This window comes from Paenibacillus sp. P5_B5, from assembly GCF_056400365.1.
The window spans coordinates 237,071-252,333 of the sequence record NZ_JBFULK010000004.1; the positions used below are offsets into that span (position 1 = coordinate 237,071).

Here is a 15,263-nt window from a genome sequence, read left to right on the forward strand (position 1 = left end):
AGAGTGAATAAAAGAAGGTTTTCTGGGAAAGCCATTGCTCTGTTGCTCCTAGCTCCGAGCCTAATTGTAATATTGGGCGCGTTCATTTTTCCAATGGCATACATTTTCATGCTTAGCTTTCAAAATGAAGATCTTAGTTTTACATTTAAGAATTATTTGTTATTTGTTCAGGATCCGTATTATTTTCAAATATTATGGAGAACAATCAAGGTTAGTTTATTAACAGTAGTTGCGTGTTTGTTGCTTGGTTATCCAGTGGCCATGTATATGGCTAAAGCAACACCTAAAATGCGAGGCTTCATAACATTTCTTATTATCTCTCCTCACTTAATTAGCGTTGTTATTCGAAATTTTGGTTGGGTTGTTATTCTGGGACCCAAAGGCTTTGTCAATTCTACATTAATGAAGCTAGGTCTGATTGACGAGCCGCTTCGGTTAATTTATAACGAGCTCGGCGTTATCATAGGTCTGACTGATTCTGTAATTGTGTATATGATTCTCGCGATTGCTACGAGTCTATATAGCATTGATGGATCACTTTATAAAGCAGCAGATATTCTTGGAGCTACAAAGGCTAAGGCATTCTTTAGCGTGACAGTTCCACTTAGCTTGCCAGGTATTATTGCTGGTTCAACACTCGTATTTAGCTTATCCATGAGTTCGTTTGTAACACCAGCTCTTCTTGGAGGCACTTCTGTCAAAATGATGCCTGTTATCGCTTATGAAACGATCATGGTTTCACTCGATTGGTCACTTGGGGCTGCACTTGCATTTCTGTTAATTGTGTTCGCACTTGGTCTAGTTGCTTTGTTCACCAAGCTATTGGAGACGAAGAAGTATAAGGAGGTGTTCTCATCATGAGGCTCCGATTCTCATTGCTTGGCTTTACCACATTCATTGTCGTCCTGATGGTGATTTCACCACTACTCATTATTATTCCAACATCATTCACCTCAGTTGGTTACTTATCGTTTCCCCCTGAGGGCTTTTCATTCAAATGGTACGCCAAAATTCTGGAAAGACCAGAATTTATCGATTCATTCTGGTACAGCTTGAAGCTTGCAGTAATAACTGGCATTATTTCGACGGTCATCGGAACACTTGCAGCAATTGCCTTGCATAAATATAAGCTGCCAGGCAGAGGTGCCATTAATGGTCTGTTATTATCACCGCTTACCGTACCAGCTATTATTATCGGTATCGCAATATTGATCTTTTTCACTAAAATCGGCTTGGCAGGAACCTTTACAGGTCTACTTCTTGCACATATATTAATAACCATTCCGTATGTAGTTAGACTTGTGCTTACTGGCCTTAGTTCATTTGATTACACACTTGAGCGTGCAGCTTATATTCTTGGCGCGAGTTCATTTAATGTGTTTTGGAAAATAACATTGCCCTTGTTAAAGCCAGCTATACTATCAGGTGGAATGTTCGCATTCCTAACCTCCTTTGACAACGTGACCATCTCGCTGTTCTTGGTTACTCCGTCATCAACTACTTTACCAATGGCTATTTTTAACCATATGCAGGAGTCATTAGATCCTCTTGTGGCGTCTCTATCTGCTGTGCTTATTTTAATAAGCCTCGTATTTATTTTTATTATCGAAAAAGTTTATGGATTGGATCGTTTATTCGGAAGTAACACGCACTCTCACTAAGGAAGGCAGAATACTCAATGAATCTGGTTACGCAAATTCAAAACTACATGCCCGATTTGTTAATTCATTTGGAAGAAAGTGTGAATATGGACTCTCCTTCTGATGACAAAGCTTTAAACGATCTGATGATAGATTGGTATGAATCTTTGTTTGTGCAATTAACGAACGGACGCGTAGAACGCATAAAGAATGAAAAATTTGGTGATCGGTTAATATGCAGTGTGAAGCATGAGAATCCATCTCCATCTAACAAGCGAATTCTTCTTCTTGGTCATTGCGATACGGTATGGCCAAGAGGCGAAACAACTAGTCGTCCTTTTGAGATTAGAGATCATAAGGCTTATGGCCCTGGTGTATATGATATGAAGGCTGGACTGCTGCAGGCGATGTACGGAATTAAAGCCCTTATTGAGCTTGGACGTTTGCCACAAGGTAAAGAAATTGTGCTTCTGATCAACAGCGATGAGGAAATAGGAAGCACAACGTCTCGTGCTCATATTGAGGAAGAGGCAAGAAAATCAGATGCTGTACTCGTTCTCGAGCCACCAATGGAACCTAAAGGTGCGATTAAAACTTCACGCAAAGGCAATGGAAGATTCAAAATGATCGTTGAGGGACGTTCTGCGCATTCTGGGGTAAATCCGGAGGCGGGCGTTTCAGCAATTAAAGAAATGGCCATGCAGATTCTTAACTTGTACGAGCTTGAGGATGAACGTCTCGGCACAACGCTGAATGTAGGGATTGTTCAAGGCGGATTTGCATCTAATGTTGTTGCTGCTGAAGCAGAAGCGATTATTGATGTGAGAGTCGGGACCATGCAAGAGGCGGCTAGAATTGAGCATGAATTGCATGAACTTGTCAGCTCGCATCCTGAAGCAAAGATAACGATCGAAGGTAGCATTAGACGACCACCTATGGAAAGAACAGAGGAGATCGAGGCTCTGTATCAATTAGCGGTTGCTGTTGCGGGTGATGAGTTGCCTGATATGGCTCTTTCGGAAGCGGGAACAGGTGGGGTAAGTGATGGGAATTTCACTGCAGCCTGCGGAATTCCTACCTTAGATGGCTTAGGAGCGAGAGGCGACTTTGCACATTCGCTTGATGAATACGTTCGTATTGATGAAATTCCACAACGTGCTGCTTTATTAGCAGGATTGATTGAGCGAATATAACTTCATTAAGAAAAATACCCACCTTCACTTTAAAAGAAGGTGGGTATTTTATGCCACCGGATTTCTACCGCACTAAGCGGTATACAATCAAGAAATCTGGAATTTACATGCTTGTCACAATTTTTAGTCTTGTAATAGCATTTTGTTAGGCAAATAGTGAACCGATTTGATGTAACGTATGGTCTTAGTTTTGGCACGCATAACGATAGAATCGGTTTCTGCCCTCTGACCAGGAAGTAATCTGACCCCGTTGAGAGTATCCCCTGGAGTAATGCCTGTTGCAGCAAAAATCACATCCTCACCACCAACCATATCGACCATGTTCAATACACGAAGCGGATCAGCAATGCCCATAGTGAAGCATCTTTGTAATTCTTCTTCATTCATCGGCATAAGCCTACCCTGCAGTTCGCCCTCTAAACAGTATAGGGCCGCAGCAGCAAGCACACCTTCAGGTGCACCACCCGAACCAATATACATATCGACTCCCGATTCTGGAAAAGCAGTCGCCATCGCCCCAGCAACGTCACCAGCGCTTAGCAGCTTAATACGGACACCATATTCCCGAAGTGTTGCGATATGTTCAGCGTGACGCTCACGATCAAGGATAGATATAGTTAAATCGCAAATCGGCTTATTTAGAATATCAGCAGCTTTCTGTAAGGTAACCGGTAATGGATCGTTTAAGCTTAATTTCCCACATAATGCAGGTCCAACAGCAAGCTTCTCCATATACATATCTGGTGCATGTAGAAGATTGCCTTTATCGGCAATAGCAATAACGGCGAGTGCATTGTTCAGTCCACTTGCAACGAGCTCGGTTCCTTCTAGTGGATCGACTGCTACATCGACTTCAGGTCCAACTAAATTACCAACCTTCTCACCTATATACAGCATCGGTGCTTCATCCATTTCACCTTCACCAATGACGACTGTTCCATTAATCGGGACTGAATCAAGCATTCTTCGCATTGCTGCTGTTGCAGCACCATCTGCTTCATTCTTAACACCTCTTCCCATCCATTGTGAGGAAGCAAGTGCGGCTAGTTCGGTAACGCGTACGATTTCTAAAGTTAACTCTCTGTTCATAGTTCCACCTCATATACGATGTATTATTGCTTATTTTTATAATATATATTGTGTCATATATAATAATATAGTATATATTATAAGTAATCAAGGTATATAATACATCTTATTCAGCGCATTTGGAGGGGAAACCATGCAACAGAGATTAGTTCATTTTGAAGAAGGCAATAAGGATATGAAGTTATTATTAGGTGGTAAGGGTGCGAATTTAGCAGAAATGACTCGTGCAGGTTTACCTGTGCCGCCAGGATTTACAGTTACAACGGAAGCTTGCAGGCAGTATTTTGAGAAAGAGCAGTTGCCTGAAGGATTAATGGATGAAATTAATATTGCAATGAAAGAGTTAGAACGTAAGAAGCAACAACAATTCGGTGACTCCTCTAATCCATTACTAGTATCTGTACGTTCTGGATCGGTTAATTCGATGCCTGGTATGATGGATACGATTCTTAATTTAGGTTTAAATGATCAAACGGTAGAGGGCTTAGCAATTCATACAAGCAATGAACGATTCGCATTCGACTGTTACCGTCGATTAATTCAGATGTTCGGTAATGTAGTGTTTAATGTAGAGTCCTATCATTTTGAGAAGCTATTGCATGAAATGAAGAAATCAAAGGATGTTCAGCAAGATCAGGATTTATTGGCTGAGGATCTTAAACAATTAGTGAGTGAATATAAAGTGGCATTCGAACGGGTTGCAGGACAACCATTCCCACAAGATGTAATAGATCAATTAAGGTTATCAGTAGAAGCGGTTTTCCATAGCTGGAATAATCACCGTGCTGTTGTTTATAGAAGAATCAACCAAATTCCTGATCATCAAGGTACCGCAGTTAATATTCAATCTATGGTGTTTGGAAATTTAGGTACGGACTCGGGTACGGGCGTATTATTTACAAGAAATCCTTCTACAGGTGAAGATCATTTATATGGAGAATTTTTAACAAACGCACAGGGCGAAGATGTTGTTGCGGGTATTCGTACACCAAGAACGATTTCCGAGCTTAATGATGAAATGCCTGACATTTATCGACTATTGCATGATACAGCTAAGAAGCTGGAAGCTCATTATAGTGATGTACAAGACATTGAGTTCACGATTGAGAAAGGCAAGCTCTATATGCTGCAGACTCGAAATGCCAAACGTACAGCCCAAGCTGCAGTCAAAACCGCCGTTGATTTAGTTAAAGAAGACGTTATTAGCAAAGAAGAAGCTATTATGCGACTAGATATGGCACATTTGAACCAATTAATGCATCCTACGATTAATACAGACGAAGCACTGGAGCGAGTAGCAAATGGATTACCTGCTTCACCGGGAGCAGCATCGGGTCAAGTTGTTTTTGATGCGGATACAGCTGAGGCATGGAGTAAACAGAACAGTAAGGTAATTCTCGTTCGTTCAGAGACTACTCCTGAGGATATTCATGGAGTATTTGCTGCTCAAGGTATACTGACCTGTAGAGGTGGAATGACGAGTCATGCCGCAGTTGTTGCTCGTGGTATGGGTAAATCCTGCGTGTGTGGATGTGAGGCAATTGAAGTGGATATGAACGAGAAAGTCATGCGAGTGAGTGGACATGAATTTAGAGAAGGCGACTGGATATCAATAGATGGCTCAACTGGAGCAGTCTATAAAGGCAAAGTGGCTGTGAAGGAAGCAACATTATCAGAGGAGTTAACGGAACTGATCTCATGGGCAGATGGTATTCGTAGATTAAAGGTGTTAGCAAATGCAGATTACCCTCAGGATGCGGCTAAAGCAAGAGAACTAGGAGCTGAGGGTGTTGGTTTATGTCGGACTGAACATATGTTCTTTGGAAATGATCGTTTACCTGTAGTCCAGGCGATGATTCTAGCTGATGATGAAGCTGCACGTAGAGAAGCGCTTAATCAATTACTTCCTATGCAGCAATCCGATTTTGAAGGGATATTCGCTGCAATGGATGGGCTGCCTGTGACAATACGACTGCTTGATCCACCACTTCATGAATTCTTACCACATATGGATGAACTTACAGATCAACATACCAAGCTAGTAGTAGCTGGGCAGGAACAGACTAGAGAAGCAGCACACCTGCGTTATTTGATGAAAAAGGTACGTGCTTTACATGAAACAAATCCGATGCTGGGGCAGCGTGGATGTAGGCTCGGAATTCTTTATCCAGAAATATATGATATGCAAGTTGAAGCGATTTTCTATGCAGTTAAGAATTGTGTAGCTAAATCCATTGCTGTTATCCCGCTGATCATGATTCCGCTTGTTGGGCATGTGAATGAATTGAAATTTTTTAGAGATCGGATTGATAAGCTTGCTAAGCAAATTCTAGGTGAGAGGGTGGAAGCTTGTCCATATGAAATCGGGACGATGATCGAAGTTCCTCGGGCTGCATTAACTGCGGATCAAATCGTACCGTATGCAGACTTCTTCTCATTTGGAACCAATGATTTAACCCAAATGACGTACGGCTATAGCCGTGATGATGCGGAAGGTAAATTCTTATCTCACTATGTGGAGCATAAGGTATTGCCTAATAATCCCTTCGAGGTTCTGGATAGGGATGGCGTAGGTCAGCTTATTGAGTTTGCTGTTAGCAAGGCTAAAGCTCAGAAACCGAATTTTAAATCTGGTGTCTGTGGGGAGCATGGTGGAAATAAAGAATCGATTTACTATTGCCATGAAATTGGTCTAGATTATGTAAGCTGCTCGCCTTACCGTATACCGTTAGCTCGAATAGCAGCAGCTCAAGCTCAAATTATCGGTAGTTAATTGTTTCTTTGATAAAATTAAGCTATGATTATTTCAGTTAGAGAATGATTAACTTGGAGGGGTTATTATCCAATTAACGACCAGACAGTTAGAGATTGTTAAGCTTGTGACTAGTCAAGAGCCAATCACCGGTGAACAAATTGCAGAACAACTAGGTGTGAGCCGGCCGACGATCCGCTCCGATCTCTCCTTGCTTGTCATGCTTGGATATATTGACGCTAAGCCAAAGGTTGGTTATTTTCTAGCACAGGCAGCGGTTCCTGAGAATGTTAATCTTCAGAAACTAGTTTCTCTTAAAGTGAAAGATGTCCAATCACGCGCGATTATCGTTTCAGAAATATCTACGGTTGGCGATGCCGTTGTAACCTTGTTCTTGGAGAATGTTGGTAGTTTAATCGTGGCAGATGAGGAAGGCTCACTTCAAGGAGTTGTTTCACGTAAAGATTTGCTTAAGGTGACTTTAGGTAATTCAGCGGCTGCAACTATGCCGGTTGGTATGGTAATGACACGCTCGAATCTAATTTGCGTTGACGCTGAAGATGACGTGGTAGAAGCAGCACGCAAAATGATTTATCATGAAGTCGATAGTCTGCCCGTTGTGCACAAGCATGAATCAGAGGTAGACAAACCAAAGCTTGAAGTTATAGGAAGAATAACCAAAACATCTATGACCAAATTATTATTGGAGCTGGTATTAGGACATTAGCTTATCCATATAAGCTAGAATCCTAGGAGAAGTAGGGGGTATCGTCGTGCAGAATAAGCAAACGATTACGATTTGTTCAGATTCCGTTGGTGAAACTGCAGAGGCTGTTGTGAAGGCAACACTGAGACAGTTTCAAAGTGGAGATATACGAATCAAGCGAATGGGTCATATTAGATCGGAAAGTGAAATAACTGCCATCATGGAGCAGGTCGCTCAAGAAGGCGGATTCGTGGCATACACACTCGTTCAACCTGAACTTCGGGAGATGATGAAGCAGGAAGCGATTCGTCTGAGTGTGCGAGCAATTGATATTATGGGGCCAATGATGCAAGCATATATCGATACATTTAATGATGCACCTAGCAGGAAGCCAGGCTTGTTGCATGAACTTGATCGTGATTACTTTAAACGTGTTGAGGCGATTGAATTTACGGTTAAATGTGATGATGGTCGCGATTTAAGTGCAATCCTCAAAGCGGATATTGTTATTATCGGTGTATCCAGAACGTCGAAGACTCCGCTTAGTATATTCTTAGCCCACAAAGGCTATAAGGTTACGAACTTCCCGCTTATGCCAGAAGTGAGAATTGCTGAAGAGCTCTATCATGTTCCCAAAGGTAAGATCATTGGTTTATCCATTGATCCAGAAAGTTTGCTCAAAATCCGTACTGAACGACTCAAGACTTTGGGATTGCCCTATGGCTCACATTATTCTTCCATGACAAGAATCATTGAAGAATTGGAATTTGCTACATCACTAATGAAGCAATTACACTGCCCAATTATCGATGTCTCGAATAAAGCGATTGAAGAAACAGCCGGACTTATTCTAGAGTATATAAACATATAATGCTAACCCTGAATGCCGCCTCTCCCTTAGGAGAAGGCGGTTTTTTGTGATGAAACTCATTGTTAATCGAACGAATGAATTGTATACTTATAATATGAAAGCGATTACAAAACTTATATTTATACGATAATCTTATAGAGATTGACTTGTAGGAGGGATCACTCATGTTGCGATTATTTAAGCGTAAAAAACGAGAGCAATTAAGGAAGCCCTATGTTCAAGTAGAAGTTACACTTCAGGAAGTGAAGGAAGCTGTAAATAAATTTGAGGCATCCTTATCAGAGCTTGGTATGAGAAGGACGGTTCTTATAGAAGAAAATAATCGGATTAATTTTGCTTTAATGGCAGCTTATCTTGGCGGGATACCAACCAAAGATTTCTTTATGTCGAGAGAAACCTATGAGATTTTTGAGGAAAAGGATAAAGACATTGCGGTTTACTTAGATATGGTTCAAGAAGCCGTTGACGATTATATTACTGAACATCACAAGCTTCCCATAATAGATAATTGCTATGAACAACGTGTTAACTTCGACTTGCTTATCAATAATTATTACCTCAAAGAGAAACCATCTTTTCCTATATTCATTAGTAATCAACATGATCTAGTTACACACAATGAGAATTGGCGTCAAAATTAACGAACAGGCATGAATGAAGCCTCCCTGAGTGGGAGGCTTTTTGGCGTACTAGAATATATACCGTCAGATCGCATGATATCCACCTCACTGATTACTTTACCCCATATTCATTATAGACTCAAAAAAATGAGCTAAATAAATCAGTGTAACTGATTTGTAACCCGGCTATTGTTTACTGACAGTATTCGAATATATAAGGTGGGACATGTGGTGAGAGAAGTAGTTATAGCAAGTGCTGTACGCACACCTATAGGAGCCTTTATGGGAGGTTTCAGTGAGGTTACTACCGTTCAATTAGGAGCGATGGCGATTAAGGAAGCGTTGAAGCGGGCTTCGATTCAGCCAAATGAAGTCGATGAAGTGATTATGGGGAATGTGCTCCAAGCAGGAATAGGGCAGAACCCTGCGAGGCAAGCTCAGCTTCTAGCAGAAATTCCGTATGTAGCTCCGGCGACTACGATTAATAAAGTTTGTGGTTCGGGACTCAAGACGATCATGCTTGCAGCGCAAAGCATTAAATCTGGGGATGCAGAACTGATTGTTGCGGGTGGTATGGAGAACATGACACTCGCGCCTCATTTGCTTCGGAAAGCAAGAAATGGGTTTCGGATGGGAGACACACAGCTCATCGATAGTATGATGCATGACGGTTTGACATGTGCTGTGCATGACTTTTCCATGGGAATTACAGCTGAGAACATTGCAGAGGCCTATAACATTTCTCGTCAGGAGCAGGATGAATTTGCTCTACTCAGTCAACTTAGAACTGAACAAGCGAGATTATCTCAGCGCTTCGACAATGAACTAGTCCCAATAGAATATAAGGATCGCAAAGGTAACATCGTTCGAATGGATACAGACGAATATCCACGTAACGGCGTAACCATAGATATGCTTGCTAAATTAAAGCCGGCGTTCAAGCAAGAGGGTACGGTTACAGCGGGTAATTCCTCTGGCATTAATGATGGAGCTGCTGCGCTAGTTATTTGTTCTAGAGATAAAGCAAATGAGCTTGGTTTAACCCCACTAGCTCGCATAAGATCATATGCATCAGCAGGAGTTGATCCCAAGCTGATGGGTCTTGGTCCAATTCCAGCAACGCAAATTGCTCTCAAATTAGCTGGAATGTCCATTCAGGATATTGGTCTAGCTGAATTAAATGAAGCTTTTGCAGTGCAAGCCATTGCTGTTATTCGAGAGCTAGGAATTGATCCAGCCATTACCAATGTTAATGGTGGAGCGATTGCATTAGGACATCCAATTGGTGCAAGCGGTGCTCGTATACTCGTTACACTTCTACATGAAATGAAGCGCCAATCTATTGAAACGGGGCTTGCTGCTTTATGTGTTGGAGGCGGTCATGGTGTTGCAATGATAGTCGAACAAATCTAGTTACATTCGGGGATGTGTTGTAGGAGGACATCATACATGAACAATATTCAGAATTGGATGAAACAAAGAAGTCGCATATCTGCAGATCGAACGGCTGTCATTGATGGAGAAACAGGTGAAGCTTGGACTTACAAGCAGCTTTGGGACAGAGTGGAGTGCATTGCGGTTTATCTTCGTGACTGTGGGATCACACAGGGCGACCGAGTAGCACTATTATCACCCAATCATATTTGCTACTTGGACTTGTTATTTGCATGTGGTCAGCTTGGAGCTATTTGTGTTCCTTTGAATTGGCGATTAGCTTCTTCAGAGCTAGAGTATATTGTACGTGATTGCCAGCCTAGTTTGCTTGTCGTTCACCCGGAATTCTATTCTTTACCTACAGGAGACATCTTGAACCAAGGGTTACCCCTACTAGAAATTGATGAATTTAGGTATAAACAAGTGTTGCAATTAAGTGGTTCTGATTTTGCTGATCATAATATGCTAAAGGATACGAAACAGACTATTGCAACGTTTAACGCGAATGATCCACTTGCCATTATTTATACAGGTGGAACAACAGGTAGACCCAAAGGCGTTGTACTTAGTCACTTATCTATGTTCTGGAATGCTACGAATACCATTATTAGTTGGAATTTATCGGAACAAGAAGTTACGCCAACTTACTTGCCCATGTTTCACACAGGTGGACTGAACGCGTTATCCATTCCAGTACTCATGGCTGGAGGGACGGTTGTGATTGCAAGAAGCTTCGATACGAGCAGTGTTATTCGTTTGCTTAAGGACAAAGCGTGTACAATCGCTTTGATGGTTCCAACGATGTATCATATGCTCATTCAGACGAAGGAATTTATGGAGACTGATTTTCCAGCTATGCATACCTTCCTTTCAGGTGGTGCGCCGTGTCCTCATCCGATTTATGAAGCATTTGCTGCCAAAGGTGTAGCCTTTAAAGAAGGATATGGAGGTACGGAATCCGGCCCTAATAATTTCTATATTCGCCCGACAGATGCTGCTTGTAAGCCAGGCTGTGTTGGTAAACCGATGGTACTCAGTCAAGCTAAGGTTGTGAATACGCGTGGAGAAGAAGCAGCAGTTGATGAGGTAGGTGAGCTCCTGCTTGCAGGATCGCATTTATTCGAATTCTATTGGAATGAACCCACTATATCCTCACAAGCTTTTGACAATGGCTGGTTCCGTACGGAAGATTTAGGCAAGAAGGATGCGAATGGGGATTTCTATATCGTCGGAAGACGCAAGGATATGATTATCACAGGTGGCGAGAATGTATATCCAATCGAGGTAGAGACCTTGATTGCGGGACACCCTGCTGTATTGAGCGTGGCTGTTGTTGGGCTGCCTGACGACAAATGGGGAGAGATTGTGGCTGCGGTAATTGTCTTAAGACCAGATTGTACGTTGACAGAAGATGAACTGAGAAGCTATTGTGCAGCATCTATTGGCAAATATAAAATTCCGAAACAAATGAAATTCGTAAGCGAGCTGCCTTTAACAGACGTCGGAAAGCTAGATAAGAACAAAATTATACATTCGTTCAGATCGATTCATAATGGATAGAATGAAATTTTTCTGCGAGATGATGAATACTTGGTGATGACCAAGTATTTTTTTCTGTGTTAAGATAGGGTATGATGATATCTGAAAAATTTGATAATTTATATGAGGAGTGCGGATATGAACAAGGAGAGCATTATTTTATCAACAAAACTAACTTCTCCTACTTTAAAGAAGCATATGCTAAGACGTGCTGCATTGACGAAGAAATTGAAGCGTGTTTTGGATTATCCGCTTACGCTTGTTCACTCTGGTCCTGGGTATGGGAAGAGCACAGCATTATCGGCTTTTTTTCGCTTAGAGTCATATGAGTTCTGTTGGTATAGTTCGTCTGCTCATGATGATGATTTAGTTCCATTCGTAACCTATATGATTTATGCGATTCGTACGATACAGCCTGAATTTGGCCAAGATTTAATTAACCGTATGGCACAAGGCGAACAGTTTACGCTTGATCATGAAATATATGGCTTGTGTGAAGTCCTTATTAATATGCTTGATCAATTAGAGATCGATCTTGTGTTAATTATAGATGATTATCATGTTATTGAGCATTCGTTAGAAATTGATCGCTTTATGCAGCATTTCCTTCTCTACTTACCTAGTCGCTTTCATCTTGTATTATCCAGTAGAACACGTCCAAGCTGGGAAATTCTTAGAGCGATGAAGCTTAGAAACGACGTGCTTGAGATTGGTGAGACTGATCTAGCATTAACAGAAGAGGAAATCGAGGTATTATTTACGGATTATTATGAATTCGTCTTACCGATAGATGGAGCAAGGCAAATATTTGAGAAGACTGAGGGCTGGGTTATTGCAATCCAGCTTATATGGCAGCGGATGCTGCTCAGTAGAGGCGATGTAACCTCCGTTTTGACCGAAGACACCGAAACGATGGATGAACTCTTCCGCTTTCTAGCATTAGAAGTTTTTCACAAGCAGACGGATGAAGTCAGGCAGTTTATGCTGCAGATCAGTATTTTGGATGAAATGTCAGTGGATTTATGTGATCACATTTTCGCACGAAACGATTCCATCTTCTTGCTGGATCATTTAAGCGCGAATCATTTATTTTTACTGTCTATTGGAGAACGTCAATATCGCTTTCATGCGCTCTTTAAAGATTTTCTACTTGGAGAGCTTAAACGTAAGCCGAAAATATACATGGAGCTTCATCAGGCAGCTGCGCAATATTTTGAACGAATAGGCAAGAATGATCAAGCAATTTACCATTTGGGCGTCATCGGTGATGATTATGGGGTTGCCAAAATCCTGCAGAATTACGGCAGAACGATGATTAATCACGGTCAGCTTGAAAGCTTACTTCAGCGGATGCAGCGTATTTCAGACATTCTACGTAACCAATTCCAGATGCTATGGATCTATGAAGGCGAAATCTATCGTTATCGCTGCTTATTTGATAAAGCGCTTACTTGCTATGCGAAAGGTGAATTATTAGCGAGTAGAGTGAATGATGCGTTCATCCATAGTCTGGCATTAGAAGGGCAAGCAAGAATTTATCTCGATACGATTCAACCTGACAAAGGGGAAACCTTGCTTAAACAAGCGATTGAGTTGCTAGAAGCGGAACGTAACGTAGATCAGGATCATTTATTACGATTGTTTGGACTTATGGCAGAGAACTTGATTAATTCTGGGAGGGCAGCAGAAGCAGAAGAGTGGTATGCCAAGTGTCAGGAGCTGAGTGGAGATTTTCAAGATGAGTTTCTGGAGGCTAGACTACATCTTCGTACAGGAAGATTGAAGCAAGTGAAGAAGCTGCTTGATCTTACGAGGGAGCGAGAAGCGTTTAAGGATCAATATTTATCTCGTTCACACCGTGAAACGGATATCTTATTGTCACTCGTCGAAATGATGTTAGGTAATCCTGAACGTGCGAAGCAGCTCGCTGAATCAGGTATGATGCAAGGAATTAGGCAAAAGGCTCCGTTCGTAGAAGCATGTGGCTGGATACGAATGGGTCATGCTGCACAGATGATGCCAAGATATGAGTTCTCGATTGCGAATGATTGCTACAAAACCGCACTTGATATCATGGATCAGCTCGATATGCCAAGGGGCAAAGCCGAGCCATTGATGGGACTCTGCCTGTTATACGGTCGTGAAGGCATGCATGACTTAGCCATGCAGTATGGCAAGGATGCGATAGCGGAAACTGAGAAGGTCAAGGATGAATGGTTATCTTCACTCATTCGCTTGTCAATGGGGGTCGCTTCTTGTTCTGCTGATCGATATGAGGAAGCAAACATCATATTTATCGAATGTCACAATCGGTTTATGCATTGCGGAGATAGTTACGGGGTAACGGTATCTCTATTGTGGCAGGCGATTATTGCTTATCGTCTAGAGCAGGATGAATTATTTCCGAAGGTCATAGAACAATTTCTAAGAATGATGCAGGCGGGAGAATATGATTTTCTGCTCGACAGTAGAACATTGGTTGGACCTGTTGATACAAGGCAGATCGTCCCCTTATTGATCGAAGCCCAGAGGCTCGAAATTCAGCTGCATTATGTATCCTATTTGCTATCCAAATTAGGAATGGAGCACATGACCTATCATCCTGGTTATACACTGAGGATTGAAACACTTGGTAATTTTAAGGTATGGCTTGGCGACAAGGAGTTAATCGGGAAAGACTGGCAACGAGATAAGGCGAAGGAACTCTTCCAGCTTCTATTAATTAATCGTAGACGTTTAGTACCTAAGGATGAGATGATTGGGCTGCTGTTCGGCAGCTTAGATGATAAGTCAGCTAATCGTGATTTTAAAGTTGCCCTTAATGCACTGAATACTGCGCTTGAACCTGGACGAATGGCAAGATCGAATCCCTTCTTTATTCAAAGGCATGGTGTTTCCTATGGGCTCAATCTAGCTGCGGGGTTAGAGCTGGATATTGTTGATTTTGAGAGCTTGATTAAGGCAGGCCTTGAGGAACATAGTGGTGAACATGCTCTTCGATATTTGGATAAAGGGCTATCGCTTTATGCAGGAGATTTCTTGCCAGATCGTAGGTTTGAAGATTGGTGTATTGAAGAAAGAGAGCGTTTGCAGGTGTTATTTCTTCGAGGAAGTGAGCGTCTTGCTAAGCTATGTGTAGAAATGAAGTCTTATGATCTTGCTATTCACTGGTGTGAGCGGATGCTCGAGAAGGATGCATGCTGGGAGGAAGCCTACCGACTGCTTATGCAGTGTCATTATGAGCTTAATAATCGTAATCAAGCGATTAAATGGTATCAGAGATGCTGCAGAACGATTGAATCCGAGCTTGGTATTGAACCCATGAATGCAACAAAGCAATTGTATAACCAAATCATGCAAACAGATGTAACTCATTTGTAACTGTCCCCTTATATGATGTGGACAATTAAAGTGTTAGG

At 41.8% G+C, this 15,263-nt stretch carries 11 protein-coding genes; 10 read left to right on the plus strand and 1 reads right to left on the minus strand.

The features are described from left to right. Positions 1-3 precede the first annotated feature (3 nt). The 3 genes from AC1DOK_RS07535 to AC1DOK_RS07545 are packed head-to-tail and all read left to right on the plus strand — an operon-like array spanning position 4 to position 2,833. Positions 4-861 (plus strand): ABC transporter permease, encoded by an 858-nt coding sequence (locus AC1DOK_RS07535; protein ID WP_477553634.1) that lies wholly within the window; start codon positions 4-6, stop codon positions 859-861. Next, positions 858-1,661 (plus strand): ABC transporter permease, encoded by an 804-nt coding sequence (locus AC1DOK_RS07540; protein ID WP_477553635.1) that lies wholly within the window; start codon positions 858-860, stop codon positions 1,659-1,661. The genes AC1DOK_RS07535 and AC1DOK_RS07540 overlap by 4 nt, the downstream gene beginning before the upstream one ends. A 17-nt stretch (positions 1,662-1,678) precedes the next feature. Continuing rightward, positions 1,679-2,833 (plus strand): M20 family metallopeptidase, encoded by a 1,155-nt coding sequence (locus tag AC1DOK_RS07545; protein WP_477553636.1) that lies wholly within the window; start codon positions 1,679-1,681, stop codon positions 2,831-2,833. Between the two features lie 123 nt (positions 2,834-2,956). Here the strand turns inward: AC1DOK_RS07545 and glpX are convergent, their stop codons facing one another. After that, positions 2,957-3,922, minus strand: coding sequence for a class II fructose-bisphosphatase (gene glpX, locus AC1DOK_RS07550; RefSeq protein ID WP_477553637.1), 966 nt, complete (start codon positions 3,920-3,922; stop codon positions 2,957-2,959). A gap of 133 nt (positions 3,923-4,055) precedes the next feature. Here glpX and ppdK point away from each other — a divergent pair, with 133 nt between their 5' ends. The 7 genes from ppdK to AC1DOK_RS07585 all read left to right on the plus strand — a co-directional run bounded on the left by ppdK (position 4,056) and on the right by AC1DOK_RS07585 (position 15,225). Continuing rightward, entirely contained in the window at positions 4,056-6,695 is a 2,640-nt protein-coding gene (gene ppdK / locus AC1DOK_RS07555) for a pyruvate, phosphate dikinase (RefSeq protein WP_477553638.1), read from the plus strand. 64 nt (positions 6,696-6,759) lie between these two features. Beyond that, positions 6,760-7,401 carry a helix-turn-helix transcriptional regulator gene (locus AC1DOK_RS07560; RefSeq protein ID WP_477553700.1) on the plus strand — a complete coding sequence of 214 codons (642 nt, stop codon included), beginning with the start codon at positions 6,760-6,762 and terminating at the stop codon, positions 7,399-7,401. 40 nt (positions 7,402-7,441) lie between these two features. Then, a complete protein-coding gene (locus AC1DOK_RS07565) occupies positions 7,442-8,251 on the plus strand; it encodes a pyruvate, water dikinase regulatory protein (protein ID WP_477553701.1) in 810 nt (269 codons plus the stop codon). Between the two features lie 164 nt (positions 8,252-8,415). Further along, positions 8,416-8,892, plus strand: coding sequence for a DUF3939 domain-containing protein (locus tag AC1DOK_RS07570; protein WP_477553639.1), 477 nt, complete (start codon positions 8,416-8,418; stop codon positions 8,890-8,892). A 210-nt stretch (positions 8,893-9,102) separates the two neighbouring features. Next, complete coding sequence (locus AC1DOK_RS07575) at positions 9,103-10,284, plus strand: acetyl-CoA C-acetyltransferase (protein WP_477553640.1); 1,182 nt, start codon at positions 9,103-9,105, stop codon at positions 10,282-10,284. 36 nt (positions 10,285-10,320) lie between these two features. Further along, positions 10,321-11,865, plus strand: a complete 1,545-nt coding sequence (locus tag AC1DOK_RS07580) for an AMP-binding protein (protein WP_477553641.1) — start codon at positions 10,321-10,323, stop codon at positions 11,863-11,865. A 117-nt stretch (positions 11,866-11,982) separates the two neighbouring features. Next, a complete protein-coding gene (locus AC1DOK_RS07585; protein WP_477553642.1) occupies positions 11,983-15,225 on the plus strand; it encodes a BTAD domain-containing putative transcriptional regulator in 3,243 nt (1,080 codons plus the stop codon). Positions 15,226-15,263 lie beyond the last annotated feature (38 nt).